Source organism: Mycobacterium sp. ITM-2016-00317 (assembly GCF_002968295.1).
Lineage (GTDB): Bacteria > Actinomycetota > Actinomycetes > Mycobacteriales > Mycobacteriaceae > Mycobacterium.
This window is the reverse complement of the sequence record NZ_CP134399.1, coordinates 5,948,626-5,971,461: the sequence shown is the minus strand read 5'-3', so window position 1 is coordinate 5,971,461 and position 22,836 is coordinate 5,948,626. Positions and strand designations below refer to the sequence as shown.

Annotated in this window: 21 protein-coding genes; 11 read left to right on the top strand and 10 right to left on the bottom strand. The window is 68.1% G+C overall.

Annotation, left to right across the window (positions count from 1 at the left end; all coding sequences use genetic code 11):
• Positions 1-180: 180 nt before the first annotated feature.
• The 3 genes from C6A87_RS28690 to C6A87_RS28680 all read left to right on the top strand — a co-directional run bounded on the left by C6A87_RS28690 (position 181) and on the right by C6A87_RS28680 (position 3,966).
• Entirely contained in the window at positions 181-705 is a 525-nt protein-coding gene (locus C6A87_RS28690) for a hemerythrin domain-containing protein (protein ID WP_311115331.1), read from the top strand.
• A 136-nt stretch (positions 706-841) separates the two neighbouring features.
• The gene (locus C6A87_RS28685) at positions 842-2,584 is read left to right on the top strand and encodes an L-lactate permease (protein WP_311115330.1); all 1,743 of its coding nucleotides are present in this window, start codon (positions 842-844) and stop codon (positions 2,582-2,584) included.
• A 20-nt stretch (positions 2,585-2,604) separates the two neighbouring features.
• The gene (locus tag C6A87_RS28680; RefSeq protein WP_311118122.1) at positions 2,605-3,966 is read left to right on the top strand and encodes an FAD-linked oxidase C-terminal domain-containing protein; all 1,362 of its coding nucleotides are present in this window, start codon (positions 2,605-2,607) and stop codon (positions 3,964-3,966) included.
• 30 nt (positions 3,967-3,996) lie between these two features.
• Here C6A87_RS28680 and C6A87_RS28675 read toward each other — a convergent pair whose 3' ends face one another.
• Complete coding sequence (locus tag C6A87_RS28675) at positions 3,997-4,215, bottom strand: PLD nuclease N-terminal domain-containing protein (RefSeq protein ID WP_311115329.1); 219 nt, start codon at positions 4,213-4,215, stop codon at positions 3,997-3,999.
• Between the two features lie 33 nt (positions 4,216-4,248).
• Complete coding sequence (locus C6A87_RS28670; RefSeq protein ID WP_311115328.1) at positions 4,249-5,493, bottom strand: FAD-dependent monooxygenase; 1,245 nt, start codon at positions 5,491-5,493, stop codon at positions 4,249-4,251.
• Between the two features lie 94 nt (positions 5,494-5,587).
• Here C6A87_RS28670 and C6A87_RS28665 point away from each other — a divergent pair, with 94 nt between their 5' ends.
• A complete protein-coding gene (locus C6A87_RS28665; protein WP_311115327.1) occupies positions 5,588-6,202 on the top strand; it encodes a TetR/AcrR family transcriptional regulator in 615 nt (204 codons plus the stop codon).
• Positions 6,203-6,223: 21 nt separating this feature from the next.
• Here C6A87_RS28665 and C6A87_RS28660 read toward each other — a convergent pair whose 3' ends face one another.
• Together C6A87_RS28660 and C6A87_RS28655 are read right to left on the bottom strand one after the other, a co-directional pair.
• The gene (locus C6A87_RS28660; RefSeq protein ID WP_311115326.1) at positions 6,224-6,640 is read right to left on the bottom strand and encodes a type II toxin-antitoxin system VapC family toxin; all 417 of its coding nucleotides are present in this window, start codon (positions 6,638-6,640) and stop codon (positions 6,224-6,226) included.
• A 61-nt stretch (positions 6,641-6,701) separates the two neighbouring features.
• On the bottom strand, positions 6,702-7,496 hold the full coding sequence (locus tag C6A87_RS28655; protein WP_311115325.1) for an SDR family oxidoreductase: 795 nt from the start codon (positions 7,494-7,496) through the stop codon (positions 6,702-6,704).
• Between the two features lie 139 nt (positions 7,497-7,635).
• On the opposite strand from C6A87_RS28655, the gene C6A87_RS28650 reads away from it, so the two are divergent.
• Positions 7,636-8,238, top strand: coding sequence for a TetR/AcrR family transcriptional regulator (locus C6A87_RS28650; protein ID WP_311115324.1), 603 nt, complete (start codon positions 7,636-7,638; stop codon positions 8,236-8,238).
• Between the two features lie 4 nt (positions 8,239-8,242).
• Here the strand turns inward: C6A87_RS28650 and C6A87_RS28645 are convergent, their stop codons facing one another.
• The 5 genes from C6A87_RS28645 to C6A87_RS28625 form a co-directional block, all read right to left on the bottom strand.
• Entirely contained in the window at positions 8,243-10,162 is a 1,920-nt protein-coding gene (locus C6A87_RS28645) for a zinc ribbon domain-containing protein (RefSeq protein WP_311115323.1), read from the bottom strand.
• On the bottom strand, positions 10,162-11,766 hold the full coding sequence (locus tag C6A87_RS28640) for a S53 family peptidase (protein WP_311115322.1): 1,605 nt from the start codon (positions 11,764-11,766) through the stop codon (positions 10,162-10,164). The genes C6A87_RS28645 and C6A87_RS28640 overlap by 1 nt, the downstream gene beginning before the upstream one ends.
• 52 nt (positions 11,767-11,818) lie before the next feature.
• Positions 11,819-12,079 (bottom strand): hypothetical protein, encoded by a 261-nt coding sequence (locus C6A87_RS28635; protein WP_311115321.1) that lies wholly within the window; start codon positions 12,077-12,079, stop codon positions 11,819-11,821.
• Between the two features lie 883 nt (positions 12,080-12,962).
• Positions 12,963-13,895: a serine hydrolase gene (locus C6A87_RS28630; RefSeq protein ID WP_311115320.1), complete on the bottom strand. Its 933-nt coding sequence runs from the start codon at positions 13,893-13,895 to the stop codon at positions 12,963-12,965.
• A gap of 124 nt (positions 13,896-14,019) precedes the next feature.
• Positions 14,020-15,177: a lycopene cyclase family protein gene (locus C6A87_RS28625; RefSeq protein WP_311115319.1), complete on the bottom strand. Its 1,158-nt coding sequence runs from the start codon at positions 15,175-15,177 to the stop codon at positions 14,020-14,022.
• A 203-nt stretch (positions 15,178-15,380) separates the two neighbouring features.
• Here C6A87_RS28625 and C6A87_RS28620 point away from each other — a divergent pair, with 203 nt between their 5' ends.
• Positions 15,381-16,454: a glycoside hydrolase gene (locus C6A87_RS28620; protein ID WP_311118121.1), complete on the top strand. Its 1,074-nt coding sequence runs from the start codon at positions 15,381-15,383 to the stop codon at positions 16,452-16,454.
• 30 nt (positions 16,455-16,484) lie between these two features.
• On the opposite strand, the gene C6A87_RS28615 is transcribed toward C6A87_RS28620, so the two are convergent.
• Complete coding sequence (locus tag C6A87_RS28615) at positions 16,485-17,225, bottom strand: DeoR/GlpR family DNA-binding transcription regulator (RefSeq protein ID WP_311115318.1); 741 nt, start codon at positions 17,223-17,225, stop codon at positions 16,485-16,487.
• A gap of 202 nt (positions 17,226-17,427) precedes the next feature.
• Here C6A87_RS28615 and C6A87_RS28610 point away from each other — a divergent pair, with 202 nt between their 5' ends.
• The 5 genes from C6A87_RS28610 to C6A87_RS28590 all read left to right on the top strand — a co-directional run bounded on the left by C6A87_RS28610 (position 17,428) and on the right by C6A87_RS28590 (position 22,829).
• Positions 17,428-18,951 carry an FGGY family carbohydrate kinase gene (locus C6A87_RS28610; RefSeq protein WP_311115317.1) on the top strand — a complete coding sequence of 508 codons (1,524 nt, stop codon included), beginning with the start codon at positions 17,428-17,430 and terminating at the stop codon, positions 18,949-18,951.
• On the top strand, positions 18,948-20,402 hold the full coding sequence (locus C6A87_RS28605; protein ID WP_311115316.1) for an FAD-dependent oxidoreductase: 1,455 nt from the start codon (positions 18,948-18,950) through the stop codon (positions 20,400-20,402). Before C6A87_RS28610 ends, C6A87_RS28605 begins: the two co-directional genes overlap by 4 nt.
• The gene (locus tag C6A87_RS28600) at positions 20,399-21,253 is read left to right on the top strand and encodes an FAD-dependent oxidoreductase (protein WP_311115315.1); all 855 of its coding nucleotides are present in this window, start codon (positions 20,399-20,401) and stop codon (positions 21,251-21,253) included. The genes C6A87_RS28605 and C6A87_RS28600 overlap by 4 nt, the downstream gene beginning before the upstream one ends.
• The gene (locus C6A87_RS28595) at positions 21,250-21,477 is read left to right on the top strand and encodes a hypothetical protein (protein ID WP_311115314.1); all 228 of its coding nucleotides are present in this window, start codon (positions 21,250-21,252) and stop codon (positions 21,475-21,477) included. Before C6A87_RS28600 ends, C6A87_RS28595 begins: the two co-directional genes overlap by 4 nt.
• A gap of 83 nt (positions 21,478-21,560) precedes the next feature.
• The gene (locus tag C6A87_RS28590) at positions 21,561-22,829 is read left to right on the top strand and encodes an ethanolamine utilization protein EutH (protein ID WP_003931582.1); all 1,269 of its coding nucleotides are present in this window, start codon (positions 21,561-21,563) and stop codon (positions 22,827-22,829) included.
• Positions 22,830-22,836 lie beyond the last annotated feature (7 nt).

Below are 22,836 nucleotides of genomic sequence, written 5' to 3'. Positions count from 1 at the left end.
CCGCACGCCCGACAGGGACCGGCCCCGAGCTGTCCGGGGCCGGCCCTGTCGTCCCCGCGCCCCCTGCCTCCAGCGGGCGGTCGCACCGCGCTGATTGAGCAACGCGTTGCTGGGAACCCCTGCACTGCATCGAGGGGATCGATGACGCACGTCCCGACTCAAAGGAATCAGGTCTCACCCATGGCGGACATCATCGAGCTGATCTATGCCGACCACGACTGGCTGCGCCGGATGTTCTTCCGCCTGGACGACGCCACCACCCCGGAGGAGCTCGCCGCAATCTGGGACGTGCTCGGCAAGCGGCTCGACACCCATGCCGACGCGGAGGAGACGGTGTTCTATCCGGCGCTGCTCAAGCACGGCGGCAAGGACGACCCCGGAAACCCCGAAGGTGATCCCGAGGACGAGACCGAAGACGCCATCACCGACCACAACGCGATTCGTGACGCGGTCCGCCGATCCCGCCAGCACGAGCCCGGCACCGACGAATGGTTCGAGGCCGTGATCGCCGCGCGCAAGGAGAACGGCGAGCACCTCGACGAGGAAGAGCGCGAGGCGATGCCCGACTTCATCAAGAGTGCGTCCCTGGAACTGCGCCACGAGCTGGGCATGCAGTGGCTGCGCTTCTATGCCGAACACCAGGCAGGCCAGGGCATCAGCGGCCGCGACAAGGACGCCGCCGACTACATCGAGCAGCATTCCTGACGTCCCCTGCCCGGACCGCCCGCCCGCGTCAGCCGGCAAACACCGGCGGGTCCATGCTGCCTGGCATGGCGTTTACCTCGGCGCACCTTGTGGTAACCGACGCTTGTTGTGATCCACGCCACAGTGAGGGTAGGCCGTGTACCAGCAAGTTCTCGATCCCGTCGCCGGTTCGCTCGCCTGGAGTGCAGCGGTGGCCGCCGTCCCGCTCCTCCTGCTCTTCGTGCTGCTCGGCGCATTGAAGATGACCGCCTGGAAGGCGTCGCTCATCTCGCTGGCCGTCAGCATCGCGGTCGCGGTGCTGATCTACGGGATGCCCGTCGGGCAGACCGTGCTGGCTGCCACCGAGGGAGCCGCCTTCGGGTTCTTCCCGATCCTGTGGATCGTGATCAACGCCATCTGGGTCTACCAGATGACCGTCGAGACAGGTCATTTCGATGTGCTGCGGCGTTCCTTCAGCTCGGTCAGCGACGATCAGCGCATCCAGGCCATCATCATCGCGTTCTCGTTCGGCGCCCTGATCGAGGCCCTTGCCGGGTTCGGCACCCCCGTGGCGGTCACCTCGGTGATGCTGATGGCCCTGGGCTTCCGTCCGCTGAAGGCGGCCGTGCTGGCGCTGGTCGCCAACACCGCGCCGGTGGCGTTCGGCGCGATGGCCACCCCGATCATCACGCTGGGCAAGGTCACCGAGTTGGATGCCGACACCCTCGGCGCGATGGTCGGCCGCCAGACGCCGATCCTGGCGCTGTTGGTGCCGCTCGCGCTGGTGGCGATCGTCGACGGCCGCCGCGGCATGCGCGCCACCTGGCCGGCGGCGCTGGTGTGCGGCCTGGTGTTCGCCCTCGCGCAGTACGCCACGTCGAACTTCCTGTCGGTCCCGTTGGCCGACGTCGTGGCCTCGCTGCTGTCGGCGGCGGCAGTTGTCGCGCTGGTGCGGGTGTGGCACCCCGCCAACGCGTACACCGAACCCGCCGAACCCGCTCCGGTCGCCGTCCGTGCGGGGGGAGACGGTGGTTCAGGTGAGGCCGGCGGCGCGGACGCGCCCGGGGGTGGCCTACGCACCGCCGACGGACCGCCTCCGCGAGGGGGCAGCCGCGGCGCCGGGGACCATCCCGCTCGAGACGACCGGGTCGAGGATTCCCGCGCCGACGTCGTCAAGGCCTACGCGCCCTATGGAATCATCATCGGCGTCTTCGTCCTCTGCCAGATCCCCGCGATCAAGAGCCTGCTCGACCAGGCGACGTTCGCCGGTAACTGGCCCGGCCTCAATGTGGTCGACGCCGACGGAGATCCGTCCACGCTGACGAAGTTCACGCTGAACCTGCTGACCACTCCCGGCACACAGATGCTGCTCGCCGGTGTGCTCACGATGGTCGCGCTGCGCCTGTCGGTCCCGCGGGCGGTCAAGGCGTACGGGGTGACGCTGCACCAACTGCGCTGGGCCATCGTGACCGTGATGACGGTGCTGGCACTGGCCTTCGTGATGAACCTGTCCGGCCAGACGATCACCCTGGGCACGTTCATGGCGGCCGCAGGAGCGGCCTTTGCGTTGCTGTCACCCATCTTGGGCTGGCTCGGGGTGGCGGTCACCGGTTCCGACACGTCGGCCAACTCGCTGTTCGGTGCGCTTCAGGTCACCGCCGCGAACCAGGCCGGCCTGTCCGAGGTGCTGATGGCCGCGTCCAACAGTTCCGGCGGAGTGCTGGGCAAGATGATCTCGCCGCAGAACCTCGCGATCGCCGCCGCGGCGGTCGGCCTCGACGGGAAGGAGGGCGACATCTTCCGCCGGGTGGTCCTGTGGAGTCTCGGCTTCCTCGTCCTGCTCTGCGCATTGTCGGCGCTGCAAGCCTCGCCCGTGCTGTCGTGGATGGTGCCGGCATGAGCGGCCATGGCGTCGGGGTGATGGACGCGCTGAACGATCTGATCGCCGAGCTGCCCGACGGTGTGGTCGTCACCGACCCCGACATCGTGGCCGCCTACCGGCAGGACCGGGCGGCCGATCCGCGAGCCGGCACCGCGGCCGCCGTCGTGCGGCCCACCCGCACCGAGGAGGTGCAGGCGGTGCTGCGCTGGGCGTCGGCGCACAAGGTCGCGGTGGTGCCGCGAGGTATGGGAACCGGATTATCCGGTGGCGCAACGGCTCTCGACGGCGCCATCGTGCTGTCGACGGAGAAGATGCGCGACATCACCGTCGACCCGGTCACCCGCACCGCGGTCGTGCAGCCCGGCCTGCTCAACGCCGAGGTGAAGAAGGCCGTCGCCGAACACGGGCTCTGGTACCCACCGGACCCGTCGTCGTATGAGATCTGCAGCATCGGCGGCAACATCGCCACCAACGCAGGCGGGCTGTGCTGCGTGAAGTACGGCGTGACCACCGACTACGTGCTCGGCCTGCAGGTGGTACTGGCCGACGGCACCGTGGTCCGGCTCGGCGGGCCGCGCCTCAAGGACGTCGCGGGACTGTCGCTGACGAAACTGTTCGTCGGCAGCGAGGGCACCCTCGGGGTCATCACGGAGGCGACGTTGCGGTTGCTGCCGCCGCAATCCCCGCCGTGCACGGTGGTGGCGACGTTCGACTCGGTGCAGGCCGCCTCAGAAGCTGTGGTCGCCGTGACCTCCAAGGTCCGGCCGTCGATGCTGGAGTTCATGGACTCCGTGGCGGTCAACGCCGTCGAGGACAAGCTGAAGATGGGGCTGGATCGCAACGCCGCTGCGATCATGGTTGCCGCGTCCGACGACCGCGGCGCCTCCGGTGCCGAGGACGCCGCGTTCATGGCGCAGGTGTTCACCGAAGCCGGTGCCGCGGAGGTGTTCTCGACCAACGACCCCGTCGAGGGGGAGGCGTTCGTCGCAGCCCGGCGGTTCGCGATCCCCGCGGTCGAGGCCAAGGGTTCGCTGCTGCTCGAAGACGTCGGCGTGCCGGTGCCCAGGCTCGCCGATCTGTGCGCGGGCATCGAGAAGATCGCCGCCGACCGCGACGTGCTGATCTCGGTGATCGCGCACGCCGGGGACGGCAACACCCACCCGTTGATCGTGTTCGACCCGGCCGACGCGGCCATGGCGGAACGGGCTGAGAAGGCGTTCGGCGAGATCATGGACCTGGCCGTCGGCCTCGGGGGCACGATCACTGGCGAGCACGGCGTCGGGCGGCTGAAACGGCCGTGGCTGGCGGGCCAGATCGGGCCGGAGGCAATGGAACTCAACCGGCGGATCAAGCACGCGCTGGACCCCGACGCGATCCTCAATCCGGGAGCCGCGTTCTGACGCACGCGGAAGCCGCTGGCGCCCCCTGACTTACGAGGGAAGCCGGCCGAACGCGAAGTAGGCGAGCGGGCCGACCGGCTGCACCACCGACAGCGTCCGCCACAGCGCCTTCGAGCCGCGAACCGTCGACGCCGGACGTCGCGCGAGGTCGACCAGCATCGCCGTGGTCGCCACCACTTCGAGGACGCCTGCGACGGCGGTCACCTTCTGCTGCGTCGGGGACAGGTCACTCCATTTCCGCTTGGCCATGGATGCCACCGTAGTCGGCCCCCGGCGGTGGGGTCACCGAGGGTGGTCTTTGCCCAGGGGCTGGGCGGAACGGCGCAGATCATCGTCCGACAGCGACAGATCCGTTGCCGCGGTGCGCAGTTCGGTCTGCAGGAGCCGGAGGAGGCCGAGCCGTTGCAGCAGCGGTACCGCGCAGAGTTTGATGTTCCGGCGCAGAAGCCGGCCGCTGGTGCGTGCCAGCACCGTGCCGTCGGTGCGCAACGCCAGGTCCTGGTTCCTCTTCACGTAGGCGTGCATCCGATCCTGGTAGGCCGCGAATGCCGCCGCAGGCCGATCGTGCGCGGCGAGTTCGCCGGCCAGGACGTAGGTCCCGCTGATCGCGATGCTCGTACCTTGCCCGGACAGGAGTGCCGGCGCGTACGCGGCGTCACCCACGAGCGCCACGTGACCGCGGTGCCAGCGGTCCATCCGCACCTGGCTGACGGTGTCGAAGTAGACGTCGTCGGCGGCGGGCAGGGTGTCGATGACTTCTGCTGTGCGCCAACGGTCGCCGGCGAACGCCCGATGCAGCGCATCTCGGATCTGATTCTTGTCGCGGGTGTCGACGCTGCCCGGTTGCGGGTGGACGAAGGTCAGGAAGGCGCGGGCAGCGGCACCGTCGGCGGGGCGCTCGATCAGGACGGTGCGCCCAGGGTGCGAGTAGAGGAAGCCGGTCCCCGGATCGAACATGCCGGTCGGCAGATCCCAGACCGCTGCGTAGGGGCCGAGGTGGTGGAGGTGGCGACTCTCGTCGCCGAAGGTGAGTGCGCGGACGTTGGAGTGGATGCCGTCGGCGCCGACCACCACGTCGAATGTTGCGGGGTCACGGTGGCCGAAGGTGACGTCGACCCCGGCGTCGGTGCGGGACAGCGTGGTGATCGTGTCGCCGAAGGCGTACTCCACACGGTCGGAGGTGGCCCGGTGGAGGAGGTCACTGAGCGCACCCCGGGTGAGTTCGACGTCTCCGACGGCCGAGGAACCGAGCAGACTGCCGTAGTCGAGCGTGATGAGTCGCCGCCCGCCGGGGGCCAGCAGCTGTACCGGCACGTGGCGGTGGCGGCGTGCGGCCATCTCGTCGTACAGACCCATCCGACGGATGACCTCCACTGCCGTGCCCCGGACGTCGATGGGGTAACCGCTGGAGCGCAGCCGGTCTGCGCGTTCGATGATCGTGACGTCCCAGCCGGCCTCGGCCAGCCAGTAGCCGAGCACAGGTCCGGCGACACTCGCGCCGGAGATGAGTGCGGTGCGGGTCGGCATGGTGCACCTCCAAACAGGTTTCGCAGCGGCAAACCGTTTAGCTACACAACCGTTGCTTAAAGGCGACGGTAGCTCGGTGCGATAAGCTACGCAAGTGTCTTCTAATCGCGCGGCCGGACTGCGCCGTCGCGGTGCCGCGCTGGAGGCGGCGATTCTCGACGCGGGTTGGGACCAGCTGATCGAGGCCGGCTACGCGCGCTTCACCATCGAAGCGGTCGCCGCGAGGTCCGGCAGCGCACGGTCGGTGCTGTATCGGCGCTGGCCGACGCGCACGGAACTGCTCGAAGCGGTCATCCGCCACCGCGGCGCAGTCGACGCGATTGCGGTCCCCGACACCGGATCCCTGCGCGGCGACGTCCTGGCGGTCCTGGCTGACTTCAACGACCGACGAGCGGGGATCATCGGCGGCTTCGCCGCGCTGTTCGGCGCGTACTTCGACGAGGCCGGCGTGTCTCCACAGCAGCTCCGTGCACTGTTCATGGGCAACGGGCCGAGCGCGATGGAGACGATCGTGGAGCGCGCCGTGCGCCGCGGTGAGTTGGCGGCTGCGCCACCGGCTCGCATCGTCGAGCTACCGGCCGACCTGCTGAGGCATGAGCTGTTCATGACCATGGCCGCCGTGCCCCGGGTGACGATCGAAGAGATCGTCGACGAGGTTTTCCTACCGCTGGCGACCCGCGGATCAGCCGGCGCTCCACACGCGTCCTGATTCGACAGGTGCAGCGGCACTTCAACGTTCACTTGGTGACGGTCGCAGGAGAGCGGCCGGTGAGACAGTGTCGACAAACCTCCGGGCCGCGCCGGCCAGCCTCTCATCGGAGGTGGCCAGCGCGTCCGCCTGCAGCTGAGTCAGTGCGATGTACTCCGCCTGGTAGGTGTCAGGCCAGTTCAGCTCGGCAGCGATGCGCCAGGCGCGGTCCTGCAGCACCCGGTCGCCGAGGAGTCGGATCCGCAACCCGCGGATGGCGTCGAGAACCTTGCGGCCTGCCCGTTCATCGATCTCTCCGCTGTGCACCGATCCGTACACGAGAGCGAGCGCCTGTGACCGCAGCAAGGTGGGAGCCACCAGGCTGTGCTCCGGTGGAATCGGCGCTCCGCCAGTGGCGAGGTCGATGGCCACCGGCGCATCGATGACGTACACGGTCATACCAGTACGGTCGCACGAATCTCGGGCATTGTGCCACCGCCGAGTATCACTGTCGGGCAGCCTATCCGGCCTGGACCTGCCCGCCGTCGACGACGAGATTGCTGGCGGTGACCCATGCAGCCCGGTCGGAGGCGAGGAAGGCGATCGCCTCGGCGATATCGGCGCCTTCGCCTGTCCTCCCGAGCGGGATCGGAGTGCCACCGGCCTCCGGGGTCTCGTTGCCGATGGCGGCGACGAGCGCCTGTCGAATGGCATCGGCACCCGGGGAGGCGACGTTGCCGGGGGTTACGGCGTTGACCCGCACGCCACGGGGTCCGGCCTCTCCGGCCAGGCCCGCGGTGTAGGTGGTCAAGGCCGCTTTGGCGGCGGCGTAATGCAACATCGTCGCCGGCGGGCTCAGGATCACCGTCGAGGACACATTGACGATCGCGCCCTTGCCGCGCGCGTACATCGCGGGGAGCAGCGCGGCGTTGAGCCTGACGGCGGCCAGGAAGTTGATCTGAAGATCCTTGACCCATTCAGCGTCCTCGATCTCGAGGACGCCACCGAAATGCGGTGTCGATGCGCCGGCGTTGTTGACGATGATGTCGATGTCGCCGAGGATCTCCTGCGCTTGTCGGGCCAGCTGCTCCACGCCGTCGAGCGTCGCGACGTCGGCGACCACGTAGTCCACGCCCTGGGGCAGCGAATCCGGTTCCGAGCGGCCGGAAGTGACGACGCGGGCGCCCCCTCGGACGAACCGGGCCACGGTGGCTGCGCCGATGCCCTTGCTGCCGCCGGTGATGACGGCCGTCTTGCCGGACAGGTCGAGGATGGGCGAGGTGGGCACTTGCGGGGCCACGACGGGGGTGGGCATGGGGCTTCTCCTTCGAGTGGTCGAGCAACGGCCGGCCGATCGTCGACCGCCGTTGTTGACTGTACAGTACATAACTACGGCAGCGAGCATTCCTTCCCCAGTTATGTACTGGAGTGTCGCTAATGGGTATCATGGCGGCATGGCACGCCCCCGCAAGTTCGACGAGGCAGAAGTCGTCGAGGCCAGTCGCGATCTGTTCTGGGATCAGGGATACGCCGCGACGAGCATCGACGACCTCAGTGCTGCCACCGGTCTGGGGCGCGGCAGCTTCTACAAAGCGTTCGGCGACAAGCACAGTATGTTCCTGCGCGGTCTGGAGTCGTACTGCACCGAGTCCGTTGACCGTCTCCGCGCCGAACTCCGAAACCCGGACATTTCTGCCTATGACCGTCTGGTCGGGCATGTGCGGGGGATCGCCGCGGTGACGGCGTCCGACACCGACCGTCGCGGCTGTCTGCTGGCCAAGAGCGCCGCCGAGCTGTCCGCCACGGACCCGGAGGTGGCCAAGCAGGTGAAACGGACGTTGGATGTGTGGCTGCGGGAACTGATGTCCGTCATCATCGCGGCCCAAGCGGACGGTGACATCCCGCCGGACACCGACGCCAAGGCGATGGCCAGCCTGCTGTTGGCCGTGCTGCGCGGGATCGAGGCGCTGCGCAAGGGTGGGGCATCGGCAGCGACGGTCAAGTCGGCTGCAGACCAGGCCATCGCGCTGCTCGGCGCTTCGCCGGCGACTGCCTGAGTACCTACCGGGGTGGGTCCCCGCGCCAGCTGAAACTGTTGACGTACTTGCCCATATCGAGTGCCAACTGAAGATTGGCCGCGGACGGCTTACCGGATCCGAAGTCGGGCCCGAACGCGCGGTACGGCCCCACCGCGCCGGCGATGAGGGCCAGATCATTCTTGACGGCGACCATCACGATGACGCGCATCCGCGTGGAACTGGTCATCGCGCCCTGCGGCCAGAGATCGGCGGCCAACCCGTAGCCGTGCTGGTAGCCGACCATCGTGTTCGGGATCTCGTAGGCGGTCTTGGTGTCCGGGAAGGTCTCGTTCACCAGGGCGGTGGCGATCTCCTGAGCGCTGCGCCCACCCGCGGGGCGGCTGAACAGCTGCATGGTGCCGCCGTCGCCGGCCTGAAGCACCGCAGTGATCCCGTTGTCGTGCTGGGATACCTCGTAGGCCGCGCCGGCGACCGGGTAGGACACCGAGAACGCTCCGTCGGCCGACGTGAACCGGGGGTTGATCTCCACGGCGAGATTGATCGGCGGGCTGCCGCATTCCGGCGGGCAGATATATTTCGGCGCGGGTTTCGAGATCAGTCCGGAAACACCGACCAGCGCACCGGCCAGCAGAACGGTCGTCGCCCCGACAGCCAGCGCGACCTTGCGGAACGAGGTCTTCGGCGGCTGGGTGGCCTCGAAAGTGCCGGACTGCAGCGAATAGCCGGGCAACAGTCCCACGGTTATCTCGCCGGCCACCGGGTCGTCGGCGAGCCGGATCGGGCGGTCTTCGCGCCGGCTCCTGCGCGATCGGCGCGAGGATGCGTGCATGGCGGCACCGCATCTCGCGCAGAACGCGGCATCGGGCACCACGTGATTGCACTCGACGCACAGGATGGGCTCGTCGGTGTGGATCTCGTCCTGCGTCTCGTACAGGAGAGCCAGGTGCAGGCCGACCCGTAACGCGAACAACGCGATCCCGGTCAACGTCAGATGCAATGCCAACTGCCACAACTGGGGGAATCGGGCGACGTCCACCACGCCCAGTGACGCGTAGATGGCGATCACCACGACCGCGATGAGCACGAGGGTGCCGCGAATGAAACCCCGGTTCTGGAGGGCTTTGTTCGGCGGCCGGGTGAACCAGAGTGCGGTACCGATCAGACCGCCGACGGCCGCGGCGGTCAGCGGCATGGTGACGCCGCGGATTCCGGCCTCGACGAGCAAGCCGTCCAAAGGACGCGCGCGATTGACCATCCCGGTGGTGAACTGTGGAGCCAGTCGGGTCAGCGTGGCCGCGGCAGTGAACGTGAGGGCGCCCAACGCGCCGATGGCGTAGCCATCCAAGGCTTCCCGGTCACCCTGCCACGACCATCGGGCCACCAACGCCGGGACCAGCATGAGCAACATGCTGCCCACCGGCACCCCGATCCCGTCGCGCAGAATCCGACCACCGGCGATACCCGCGCCCAGCGGGACACCGTAGGCGCGCGCCAGCGCGACCCCGGTCAGCAGCACCCACCCGACACCGAGGATGGCTCCGAGCGCGGTCGTCAGCACCAGCGTGCTCCGCGGGATGTCCCGGGACACCCCAGATTCTCGCAAGTACAGCGCGAACAGCAGGGGAAGGCCGGTGGACGCGACCGCGGTGAGCGCGGCGGGCATCCGCAGGAATGTGGTGACGGCCAGGGCGACCGCAAGCAGCCCCAGGCCCATCAGGAACACCTTGCGCGAGCGCGGCGGCAGATGCGGGAAGAGCGAGCTGGTCAGCGCCGGCGAGAGCAGTCGCTGTCCGGGGGCGGCACTGAAGGCGCGCTTACGCAGCCAGTGCGGGCCCCGTCCGTCGCGGTGATCGGCCAGCGGCATGCCGCAGTATCCGCAGTATTCGCCTGCCGGCACGGCCATCTGACAGACCTGGCATTCCATCATGCCCGGGGCGGTCATCAGGCCTGCACCTTCTGCAGGATCAGGAGGTTGCGCACGAGATTGTCGACATCCGGGGTGCCGAGTCCGGTGACGAGGTCATAGCCGGGGCCGGCATTGTCGACGGCGTTGCCTCCCAACGTGACATCGCGGTAGGCGGGGCGCGGCGCTCCCTCGGCGATCCGGTAGAGCAACGGGTTGATGTCTCCGATCAGGGATCCGTTGTTCTCCAGCAGATACTGGTTCATCACCGCGGTGAGGGCGGCCCAGATCGGCGCCGACTGTGAGGTGCCGCCGCCGACGACGACCTGGTCGTTGATCACGATCTTCACGCCGGTGAACGGATCGGCGACCGCGGCGACGTCCGGTGTCATGCGCTTACCGGTGTTGCGCTCGGGCGGTACCGCGGCTGCGGCCGCCCGCTGCCAGGGCGGCATATCGAACAGGGTCGAGACGCCGCCACCGGTGCCCTGGGACAGTGGGACATCGAACCAGGTCTGCTCGGATACCCAGGTGCCGTCCGCGTCGGTGGACAGGGTGGTGCCGCCGACGCTGGTCATCTCGGGCAGCGAGGCGACCGAGTCCAGGCCGACGTCCTGTTCACTCGGTGGTGACGACCAGTCCTGCCCGCCACGGCATTCCATGCCGGCGAGGTCGCCGCTGGCGTTGTAGGCCGTGGTGCCGTGTGATTGGGCGGTGCGCAGTGCTGACCGTACCGGTGCGAGGTCGGCGGCGGTGATGAGCTTGTCGCAGCCCCAGCCGATCGAGAAGCTCCACACCGCGCCGGGGAAGCGGCGGTCGGTGTCCTCGAGCATCTGGCCGATCTTGCGGTATCCGCCGCCACCTTCGACGGTCGGGCGAGCGTTCACCACGACCTTGCGGGCATCAGGTGCAATCGCGTGTGCCACTTGAAGATCCATCGAGAGCTCGCCACGGGGTTCGCCGGGCGATCCGCCGACGACCTCCGGGGTGAACTGCGGCAGGCCGAACATGGTGGTGAACGTGTCGAGGTCGGATTGCCGGAAACCGTCGAAGGCGAAGATCACGATGGTGATCCCCTTCCCGGTGAAGCCGGCCCTGGCCAGATCGTCGGCGTTGTAGGTGTTCAACAGCGCATCGGGGGCCAGTCCCCGGTCGGGGACATCGAGCGGTATGTGGTCGGGACGCGACATGTGATGCGGGGTGTAACTGAGGATCCGGCCGATCTCGGACACTTCGGTCCGAAGGTGCTCGGGCACCGTGGGCTGGTGCGGGGAGGCGTAGAAAAGTTGGCCCTTCCGGCCCCGGTAGTCCCGCACGGACACGTCGAACGCCCGCTCGACGGCATCGGGGGATCCCTCGACGACCACCCAGTCGTCGCCGGGTCGCCAGTGCACTGACAGCGACTGGTTCCGAGCCCAGTCGATCAGCGCCGTCGGCTGAGACCGGTCGGTCAGGCTGGCGGTGAACTCGATGCTCGGCTCACGCGCCTGCCCGAGATCGGTGGACGCATCGAGCAGCGATGCGTAAGGACCCTCGATGAGCTTGTCGTCGGGGCGCCGCTCGCTGACGGCCAAGCCGATACCCATCAGCGCTGCTCCGACGAGCAGCATGGCGGTCAGCAAGCGAACGGTCGCCGTGGTCATGGCTCCGGCACGAACTCAGGACGTGCCCGGACAGGGCCCGGGCACGCCTCGGTCACTGACCGTAGCGTTCGCGGTTCGGGTCGAGCGTCGGCTGAGGCGCCTTGACCGGAGGTGTGAAGAGACCCGGCGCATTGGGGTCGGGGGCCTTCTCGGTGGGGCTCAGCGACGGCTCGGTGGTGGTGGTCGTCGTGGTGGTGGGCTCTTCGGGGGTACCGCTGTCGGTGCTGCACGACGCGGTGAAGCCGATCATCGCAAGGATGGCGGCACCGCCCACCGCTGCCGAGACCCGACGAACCAGACGGGGAGATGCCATGTTCATTCCTTTGCTCGTTCTTTTCGTAGTGAAACTTCTGCCAGCGCGAAAACCGGCAATACGCTGCGTCGCGGTCCCATTCTATGAGTGAGATGTGAGATCAGGGGGTGTAACGCAGCGCCTGTCCGTGCGCATTCCCCTGTGCTGCCCCCGCGGTCGCGGTACCCCGCCGTCGATGAGGGCCCGGTTCCGCACTTTGCGCGCCGCGTCGCGCGAATGTCGTTACATGATCGCCATATTCGACCGCTGCTTTGCCCGCTCGGGCCGGCATAGCCGAGCACGCGATGCGTATGGCGGTGCATGGAGCTCGACTCGGGAGCAGTGCTGAGGAGCGGGTGAATGCTTGCTTCGCGCGACGGTGCGATGCTCATGCGTCCCTCCCGAAGCGCGGTCGCGGTGCGTGCCGGAGCCACCCTAGCACGAAGGACCGATATTCGCGCGAAGTATCGATATTGTGTGCAAGGAGCCATCAAGGCAGTGTTGAGCCTGCACAGCGCTACAACAGCCGGTCCGACGACCGGTCGCCCGTCGCTGGGCGCGTGGGGACTTCGAACTTGTGTGGACGCAGGCCCGCGGAGTTACCGGCGGTGTCGTGTGCGACGGGCCACGGTGGTGAAGGACTCATCGATCAACGCGAGCGACGTCCTGGACGCCGCCGCAGGCGAGCGCTCCTGCTCGAAGACCGACAACTCCGACGAAACTCGTTCGCGCAGAACCTAAGCGGCCACGCGATCCGGCTCATCGGGTCGGCTCGCCGAATGTGAGCGGCTTCAGGCCGCGTCAGGCTTTGGGCCAGCTGGAAAGGGCCAGCTCGGCAACGGCTTACAGCGCGGCGCGACCTCAAGGCATGCGCCACTCGCAGCGGCCCAAGCGCGGGCAGACGTCAGATCTTGCCGGCCGGGAACATCGTCTTGACGGCCTGGGTGATGTTCTCGCGGGCGTTGGCGGCGCTGGTCGGGTCCAGGGAACCGACCGCCACGACGTAGCGGCGTTCGGGTCCGATCACGCCGGTGGACACGTGCAACTGGTTACCGCCGTTCCAGCAGCAGAACCAGCCCTGCTTGACCGCGACCTGCTCGGCGTAGAGACCCTCGGGGATGCCGAAGCGCTGTGGGTACCCGTCGTTTCCTGTCGGCGTGAACTGCGCGAGGTCGCCGATGATGAGGTCGGCCTGTTCGGGTGGCAGCCCACCGGTGCCGTTCAAGAGCATGTCGTAGTAGCGGACGAGATCGCCCGCGGTGCTCTGGGTGACGTCCCAACGTCCGTTGTAGGGCGCGGTGGTTCCCGTCAGCCCGTACCGGCCCACGATGCGCGCGATGACGGCGTTCTGACCGCTGCGGTCCCAGAAGGTCTGGGCCGCGCTGTCATCGGAGGAACGCAGCATCACGTCGAGCGACCGGTGGTCGGCCGGGGATAGTTGCGTCTCGCCCTGCGACTCCCGCAGCAGCAGGTCATCGGCGATGAACAGCTTGACCACGGACGCGATCGGGAAGGGCTTGTTGCCTCCGCCGGAGACGAGTTGACCGGTGGTGCGGTCCAACACGGCGACCTCGATGTCGGCACCCGATGCGGCGGCGTCGGCGGTGGCCTGCTGGACGCGCGCGTCGAGTCCGGTGAGTGCCTCGGTCGGCGGGTCGGGCGGCGCTGAGGGCAGCTGCGGAGGTGGGGCCTGCGGCGCGACAACGGTTGCCTGCGGGGCGTTTTGGGTGGCCGGGGGCGTCCCCCAGACCTGTGCTTCACACCCGTTGACGAGCAGCGCGACGCCGACGATCGCCGCTGCCGTCTTCGTCCGATTGAGCGGCCGCCGTTGACGCATCAGTCTCCTTCGGGCAGGTGGTCTTTCACCGGGGTCGGGGTCAACGCTGTACCCGCTGATACCTAACCTAATCGTTGCTGGCGGCGCAGCGGGGTTCATGGCTCAGCCTTTGAGTGCCCGGTCGTCATCGATCTGCGGCCACCGCATCGTTGGTGCGCAGCGGCGGCAGGACCGCAGGCACGACGAGGCGGCGACGCATCCGGCTGCTCGACGTGCGGAACAGGTAACCGAGTGTGGTGACGTTGCCGCGGAGGTCCTCGCGTCCGGTCAGGTAGGTCCAACGGTGCCGGTCGGGCAAGGAGAAGAACTGCTCGAAGAAGCCGGGGACCTCGTGCGGAGGCATCCGCAGTAGCGCTTCCAAGCCGATGCGCCTCAGGTGGTGGACCACCCGTGCGGTGGGTGGCCACACGGTCTCCTGGGCGGCTGCGAGCGCACGATCCGGTCCGTCCGGCAGGTGCGCGACCAGAGCGGCGGCCACCCGTGGGGCCAGCGTCAGCGACGAGGCCAGGCTGAATCCGGTTGCCGGGTGGATCAGTGGCGCGGCCGCACCGAACCCGAGCACGTCGTCCCCGCGATGTCGCGGATGGTCGACACGGAACGAGACCTTCTCGCTGCGGGCGTCTTCCGGGGGACGGATGTCGTGACGCTCGAGTCGGGCATGGAGCCGTCGCCGCAGTGTCGACAGCGGTAGTCCGGGCCTGCGCGCCAGCGAGGTCTCCTCCAGAAGCACCCGGCCGCCGCCGAGTGGGACTGCGTAGAGGAACGTGGGCCAGCCCGTCTCGCCGTGGTCGGCGCGCCAGTCCATGAACAGTGCCTCACCGGGCGCGGCGACCAACGGCGCGGCCGTGTCTTCGTCGACGATCACCCCGTACGCGGTCTGCTCAGCAGGGGTGCGGCCCGACGGAGAGCGGTCCAGCGGACGCCACCGGCCTCCGGCGTCCACGACGACCGAGGCGCGCAGATGCGTTCCGTCGGCCAGCGCCACCACCCCGTGCCCAGGGGATCCGACGACGCGCCCGGTGTGCAGTCGCACCCCGGTCAACTGGTCGGTGAGGTGTGCCTGGAGGGCGGGCACGTCGAGGACGGCGTAGTCCCATCCCAGGCGGTGCTCCGTCTCCGCGATCACCCGGCCGGCCGCACGCGCTGCGACCACGGAGGCCGGGAGATCGGGCGGAAGCTCACGGTCCCACATGCCGTAGGTCGCAATCCAGGGCCGCTCTGGAGCGGGGTCGACCAACCCGGTGTCCAGCCCGCGTCGTTCGCACGCCCCGGCCAGCGCCAACCCCGCCGCCCACCCCCGACGACCAAAACGTCCATGCGTCCCATCGTGCCTTCTCGTGTGCCGGCTGCGATCGAGAAGTCGGAGCGTCCACCACCACGGATGTGGGGCGAGTGGACATCGCCAAGGCCAGTTCGTAACCTGTCCGAGGCATAGCAATTCGGGCCAGGATCGGTCCCTCTCAGCGAAGGATCGTGACAATCCGTATGACCCCGGTGCGCCAGTCACGACGGCGAACGGCGTGCGGTTCGATGGCCGCGGTTCTGATGTTGGCCATGCCGGTCGGCGTGGTGCAGGCCGACCCTGCCGCTGACGCGCTGACCAGGCTCAATGAGTTGTCCAGTCAGGCGCTGCAGACGCGCGAGGCTGTCACGACCGCCCAACGCGATGCCGATGCCGGGTTGGCTGCCCAGACCGCGGCCGATGACCGCCACCGCACCGACTTGGAGGCATTGGCGGTCGCAAACTCCCAGCTTGCGCCCTATCAGGCGGCAGTCGACCGGGTGGCGGCCATGGACTACACCAGTGGCCGTGACGGCCAGGCGGCGGCGGTGCTCAACGCTTCCTCGCCGCAACATCTGCTCGACCGGCTCTCGGTGCAGCGGGTGGTGGCCGCGACGACCGCAGAGCAGATGCAGGCGTTTCGAGCAACGCGGGAGCGCGCGTCCGCGGCCGCCCAGGCCTCGGAGAAATCGGCCGCCGACGCGCGCAGCGCGGCCGAGCACGCAGCCGCGGTGCGCGCGGAGTTGCAGGCAAAACTGAGCGAGCTGCTGCGTCAGATCGCGGCAGCGGAGGCCCAGTACGCGGCGCTGACCCCGCAGCAGCAGGCGATCGTCGACAGCGCGCCTCCGCCGCCGGCCGCGATGCCCGCCGTGCCTCCCGGCGACGTCGCTCCGCCCCCGATCGTCGCCGTCCCGGACACCCCGGACGCACTGCCGATGGGTGTCGCGCGCGAGGCCGGTCTGCAGCCCAACGCCATCCTGGCCGCCAGGGCCGTCAGCCAGCAGTTCCCGCAGATCGCCAACATCGGCGGCGTCCGGCCGGACTCGAAGCCGTGGCATCCGAGCGGCCTCGCCATCGACATCATGATTCCCAACCACAACAGCCCCGAGGGCATCGCGCTGGGCGACCAGATCATGGCGTACGCGCTGGCCAATGCGGGCCGATTCGGGCTACAGGACGTGATCTGGCGCGGCACCTATTACACGCCGGCCGGCCCCCAGGCGTCGGGATACGGCCACTTCGACCACGTGCACATCACCGTGCGGCCGCGCCGCTGAGACACGGGGGAGCGTCATCGGAGGTGATGGTCAGGGGATCAGAACCTCCACATCCTGCTTCAGCAGGTGATCACGCCAACTTGCGTCGAGTTCGTTCGTGATGAGCACATCGACGTCCGACCAGCCGGTTGAACCGGCGATGGCGCGCTGACCGAGCTTCGACGCATCCGCGAGGACCACCACGCGTCGGCCCTGGCGCGCCATCGCTGCGGCGATCTCGGCATCCGCCAGGCTGTTGAACCGCACGCCGAGCTCTAGATCGATTCCGTCGCAGCCGATGAAGGTCGTGTCGACGGTCAGTTGCGATATCGCCGAGGTGGCAAGCGGTCCGCTGGTGCCGAAGGACGATGCGCGCAACGCGCCGCCGATGACGATGACCTCGATCTCTGCAACGCTGGCCAGACGCTCGCCCAGATTCAATCCAGAGGTGGCCACCCACAGCGGCTTCTGCTGGGACACGAGTTCTTCGGCCAGGGCCAGGGTCGAACTGCCGTCGTTGAGCAGTAGCGACGACCGTGGTTTCGCCAAATTTGCCGCCACCAAAGCTATTTCGCCCTTCTCGCGCGCGTTGCGGCGGCGCCGAAGCTCGAACGCCTCGTCGAGGGTGCTGGATGTCGTGGCAGGCGCCGCGCCACCCCGGACGCGGCGCAGCAGGCCGCGCTTCTCCAGTTGGCCGAGGTCGCGGCGAATGGTGGGCATGCTGGCGCCGGTGGCGCGTTGGATGTCGTCGATCGAGGCGAAGTGCTGACGAGACAGCAACTCGAGCAGCAACGAGTGACGCTCCTCGGCATGTAGGTCAGGCACCCGTACACCTTAACTTCGATCAATATCGATCATTCTGTTGCAGACACTGATCGGTTGTGATCTGATTCGCAGGATTGTTGGCCGAGGAGAGGATGGTCGCGTGGCGGCGCACTCAACAACCGGGGATGGGGCGGTACCGCCCTTGACGCGGCGGGGTCCGGTGACCCGGGTGTGGGCCGGCATTGATCAGGGCACCACCAGTACCCGTACCAACCTCTATGACGACGCCGGTAACTGCGTGGCGACGGCGCGCAAACGCTCGCATACCGCGCATCCCCTCCCGGGCTGGGATGAGCAGGACGGCGACGCGCTGGTCAATGCCATCGAAGAGACGGTGCGCGAAGCCGTCGCGTCGGTGCCCGGTGCGGAACTGGCCGGAATTGGGTTGGCCAACCAGGGCGAGTCCGTCATCGCGTTCAACCGATTGACCGGGGCGCCACTGTCGAAGGCGATCCTCTGGTCGGACCGGCGTGCCGGAACCATCGTCGACCGGGTTGCCGGCACGCCCGCAGCGGCGGGTGTCGAGGAGGTCACCGGACTGCGGCTGGATCCGTACTACTCGGCGGCGCGCATCGCGTGGGCACTGCTGAACCTACCGGAGGTAGCCGCTGCGGCGGCCGACGGCACACTGGCCATCGGCACGCTCGACACGTTCTTCATCCATCGTCTTGCCTACGGCGCGTATGTGACCGACCCGTCGACGGGTAGCCGGACACAGCTGATGGCGTTGGACGACCTGCGGTTCGATCCGGAATGTGCGGCAGCCTTCGGTATCGACGCCGCTCTGCTGCCGGAGATCGTGGACACCGTCTTCACCGAACCGCTGCCCACCATCCTGGGCGCGCCGCTGTACGCCAGCGCGACCGATCAACTGGCCGCGCTGGCCGCGCTGGGCGCGATCTCGCCTGGCGACACCAAGATGACGTATGGGACAGGGTGTTTCATCGACACCAACGTCGGTGCCCAGCCCTGCCGGCCGGGCCACGGCCTGATGCCGACCTACGCATGGACCATCCCCGGCGAACCCAAGGCGTGGGCGATCGAAGGAGGCGTCTTCAGCGCGGGCACCGCCGTCGACTGGTTCGTCGGGTTGGGATTGGCTGAAAATGCCTCTCACGTCTCCACATTGGCCGCATCCTGTAGCGCGGCAGAAGACTTCGAGCTACGGATGCAGCATCCGGTGTTCTTGCCGAGTTTCACCGGCATCGGAGCCCCGTGGTGGCGTTCGGACGCGGCGGGCGTGCTGGCCGGTCTACGAGCGTCCTCGGATCGCCAGGACTTGGCGTTCGCAGTCCTCGACGGGATCGCCCAGCGGGTGGCTGACGTCGTCGACGCGGTGGACGCCGAACTCGGCATGCCTGCCACCTTGCGGGCAGACGGCGGCCTCAGCGTCAATCGCACGCTCATGCAACGGCAGGCCGACCTGTGCGGCAGGCCCATCGCCATCGCCGACCACCACGACAACACGGCCGCCGGTGCTGCGGGGCTGGCTGCGATCGGCGCAGGTGAACTGGATCTCGGCGGCCTCGCGACGCGGGCTCGATTCAGCTGCACCATGGAGCCGACGCTGCCGGAGGAACAGCGTGTGCCCGAACGCGCACGATGGCGCGCATTCGTCGAGGCATCAACATCTCTGGATCCTCCCGCACTGACCGAAGCCGCACGCCGACGCACCGAAGAACGGGACCGATGAGTAGTCAGCACTATGACATCGCGATCGTCGGCGGCGGCGTCATCGGTGCCGCGATCGCCGCCGAACTGTCGCGCTACGCGGTGAAGGTGGTGTGGTTCGAGGCGGCCCACGATGTCTGCGAGGGTGCCAGCAAGGCCAACTCCGCCATCGCGTGCAGCGGCTATGACCTGCCGGCGGGGAGTCTGGAATCCGACCTCATCCTGGAGACCAGTCCCCAGTGGGAAACCATCTGCCGGGATCTCGATGTGCCCTTTCGCCGAATCGGGGCCCTGTCCCTGGGTTTCGACGACAGTGACGGCCCCTCGCTGCGGAATCTGGCGGCGCAGGCGACCGATGCCGGCGTGGAGGTCGAACTGATCTCGGGGTCGGCGTTGCGCAGGGCGGCGCAGACAGCGGCCCCCACCGCGGTCGAGGCACTGCATGTCCCGGCCGAAGGCATCATCGACCCGATCCGGCTGACCATCGGTTTCGCCAAACTCGCGGTGCTCAACGGTGTGGAACTGCGCCGATCGACACCGGTGACCGGGTTCTGGCACAACGCCGCGGGCGCGATCAGCCATGTCGTCACACCCGCGGGCGCGGTCTCGGTCGGCGCCGTGGTCAACGCGGCTGGGGTCAACGCAGACCACATCACCGATGCTGCGGCCGCCGAACCGATCACAATGTGGCCCCGCAAAGGACAATTCCTTCTCATCGACCGTGCCGTCGGCCACCTGGTGCCCAAGATCATGTGCACCGTACCCACCCCGCACACCCGCGGCATCTACGCGGTTCCCACCACCAACCGCACGGTATTGGTCGGGCCGACCGCTGTCGACGGACAGGACCGCGCCGACAGGACGACTGACGAGGCGACGGTGGAAAAGGTGTGGGCCAGCGCCCAACGCCTCCTGCCCGAAGGGATCGACCGGCGTTACGTCACCAAGGCATTCGCGGGCCTACGACCGGCGAGCGATCACACCTATCGACTGGAGGTGTCGCCCAAGGTGCCGAACCTGGTGCACGCCGCAGGAATCCGCTCGACTGGTGTGTCCTCATCCCCGGCTGTCGCGCGGCACATCGCAGGCCTCATCGGCAACGGAATACTGGGATTGAAGCCGAAAGCCGCACTACACCAGTCTGTTCCGTTCATTGCCCGCTTGGCGGAGAGCGCCACGGACAGCGCAGCGGTCGACTTCGCGTGCCGGCCCGGTGCGCCGCCGGACCAGCGGCCCATGGTGGTCTGCGCGTGCGAGCACGTGACGGCGGCTGAGATCGCCGCGGAATGCCGCGGTCCCGTCCCGGCCACTTCGCTCGACGCGGTGCGCAAGCGGACCCGGGCGACCGCCGGGCGGTGTCAGGGCGCCTACTGCTCGGTGGGTGTGAGCTTCATACTGTCCGCGGCCACAGGGCAGCGGCCCGGCGAGATCTCCCAGGGCGAACCCGGATCGCAATGGGAGAGCAACTCGTGACCGCCACCGCACACATCGTGGTCGCCGGATCGGGGCTGCTCGGCCTGCACGCCGCCATCGCGCTGCGCCCTGCTGCGGATGTCACAGTGTACGAACGTCTTCCGGTTCCCGGTGGTGAACAGTGGGAGCATCCAGAACACGCCCGGTTGGTCCGGCGGGCCCACCGCAGCGGAGTCCGGTTCGCGGCAGGCACGCAGGTGATCCGCTGGGAGGGCGACAGAGTGTTGGCCATCGGCGAACACGGTGGCCTCACCGCTGCCGACGCACTCGTCGTAGCCACCGGGCACCGGCCCGCGAACCGTAGCGAGTTGCGGATCGACGGGGACCGGTGCGCGGGCGTCGTCCCGGCCACGCTGGCTTTGCACCTGCTGGCACAAGGCGTCCACCTGGGTTCAGAGGTCGTCGTCACCGGCGACTCGCACTGGGCCGAAGAGTGCATCGCGGCAATGACCACCGGCGCGCGCCCCGCGGCATCGATCCACTGGCTCGGTCGGGAAGGCCCGGCGCCACATCCCGCGGTCACCACCAGACCGGATCTGCGGGTGACCGGCGCGCACGGCATGCCCCGTATCCGCGGCGTCAGCGTGCAGGATACGGCCGGCCGATCCGGGTCAGGCGTCGAGCACCTCGTGTGCGACTGCCTGATCCTGGCCGGGCCGGCGATCCCGTACCGCAACATCGACGGCGCCGTCCTCGACGACGACACCGTGGTATTCGCCCAGCGCTCGGGGCGGGAGTTCAAGACCGCCGACCAGATCGGTGCTGCCGCAGCCCGGATGGCGATCGAGCGTGCCAAAGCACCACAGCACCAGCATGTCCCACCGGAGCCCAGGATTGGATCACCGCGATGAAAGTGACATCTCCGGTCGGAGAGTTCCCCTACACATTCGAACGGGTCCGAGTGCAGGGCACGCGGATCGTGGCCGAGGGGCGGATGGGGACGTGGCCCGCGCGGATCGAGGCCGGCGCAGACGACATACCTAAGCAACTGTGGATAGCCGCCGCGGCCGTCACCGGCGTCGCGCTCTCCGTGCGCGTCGGCCGAAGGCGAAGTCGCCTGCGCAGCAAGACCTGACGTCCACCCACCACAACACCTCACGCCCCCTGACGGCGCGCGGTCCCGCGGCGCTGCATGCATGATCGAAGGGAAACTCCACCATGGCCTTGCTGGGAAACATCGTCATCTATCTGATGATGGCGTTCGTCCTGATCGGCGCCTTCTCGTTGGCGTTCCGCGGCGACCGCGGGATCGGTCATGAGTTCAAGGAGGGCATCTACGCCCTCGGGCCGCTCTTCGTGCCCATCGCCGGCATCATGGCGGCCCTGCCGTATCTGTCCTGGTTCGTCGAACACGTCCTGGGCAAAGTCTACGAACCGTTCGGTGCGGATGCGGCCATGGCGGCCACCACGCTGATCGCCAGCGATATGGGTGCCTACCAGCTGGCCGAAGTCACCGCCGACTCGACCGGTGCATGGATGACCGCCTCCGTCAACGGATTCCTGCTCGGCGCCACCATCTCGTTCATCATTCCGGTCGGGCTGGCGATCCTGGATGTGCGTGACCACAAGTATTTCGCCCTGGGCATCATGAGTGGGATTCTCACCGTGCCGCTCGGCGTCGTGGTCACGATGGGAATCCTGATCCTGACCGATTCCACGGTGCGTGACTCGGCGGTCACCGATGGCCCGTCGACCGCCACCCTCGACGGCTTCGGTTTCGGCGACGTCCTGATCAACCTGCTCCCGGTTTTCCTTGTCACCATCGCGATCGCCGCTGGCCTGTACTTTGCGACCCGCGCCATGATCACCGGCTTCATCTGGTTCGGCAAGGGACTCAACGCGGCCATTCTGGTGGTGCTGGCATTGTCCATCGTCGAGCACGTGACGGGCTTCTTCAGCGCACGGATGGGCGCCTGGGGACTCGACCCGATCATCGCTGACGCCGACGATCAGATGCGGTCCCTGGAAGTGGCGGGCAACATCGCGATCGTCCTGGCCGGAGCGTTCCCGCTGGTGTACGCGATCCGGACCTACCTCGACAAGCCGCTGACCGCCGTGGGCACCCGCGCGGGCATCAGCACCGAGGGCACCGCGGGCCTGCTCGCCGCGACGACCAACATGCTGGCCGCGTTCCACCTCATCAAGCACATGCCGGCCAAGGACAAGGTGTTGGTGGTCGCTTTCGGCACCACCTGTAGCGCACTGATCGGTGACCACCTGGCCTTCACGGCCAACTTCCAGCCGAACCTGATCGCACCGTTGATGATCGGCAAGATCGTCGCTGGTGTCACGGCGATGCTGCTGGCGTTGTGGATCGCGGTGCCGACGGCCACCCGGATCGAACGTGAACGGGCGGAGCTGGACTCGGTGGATCCGTCATCAGAGGACGACGACAGGGTGGACCCGGTGGCACCGAACCACGCGTGAGCGGACG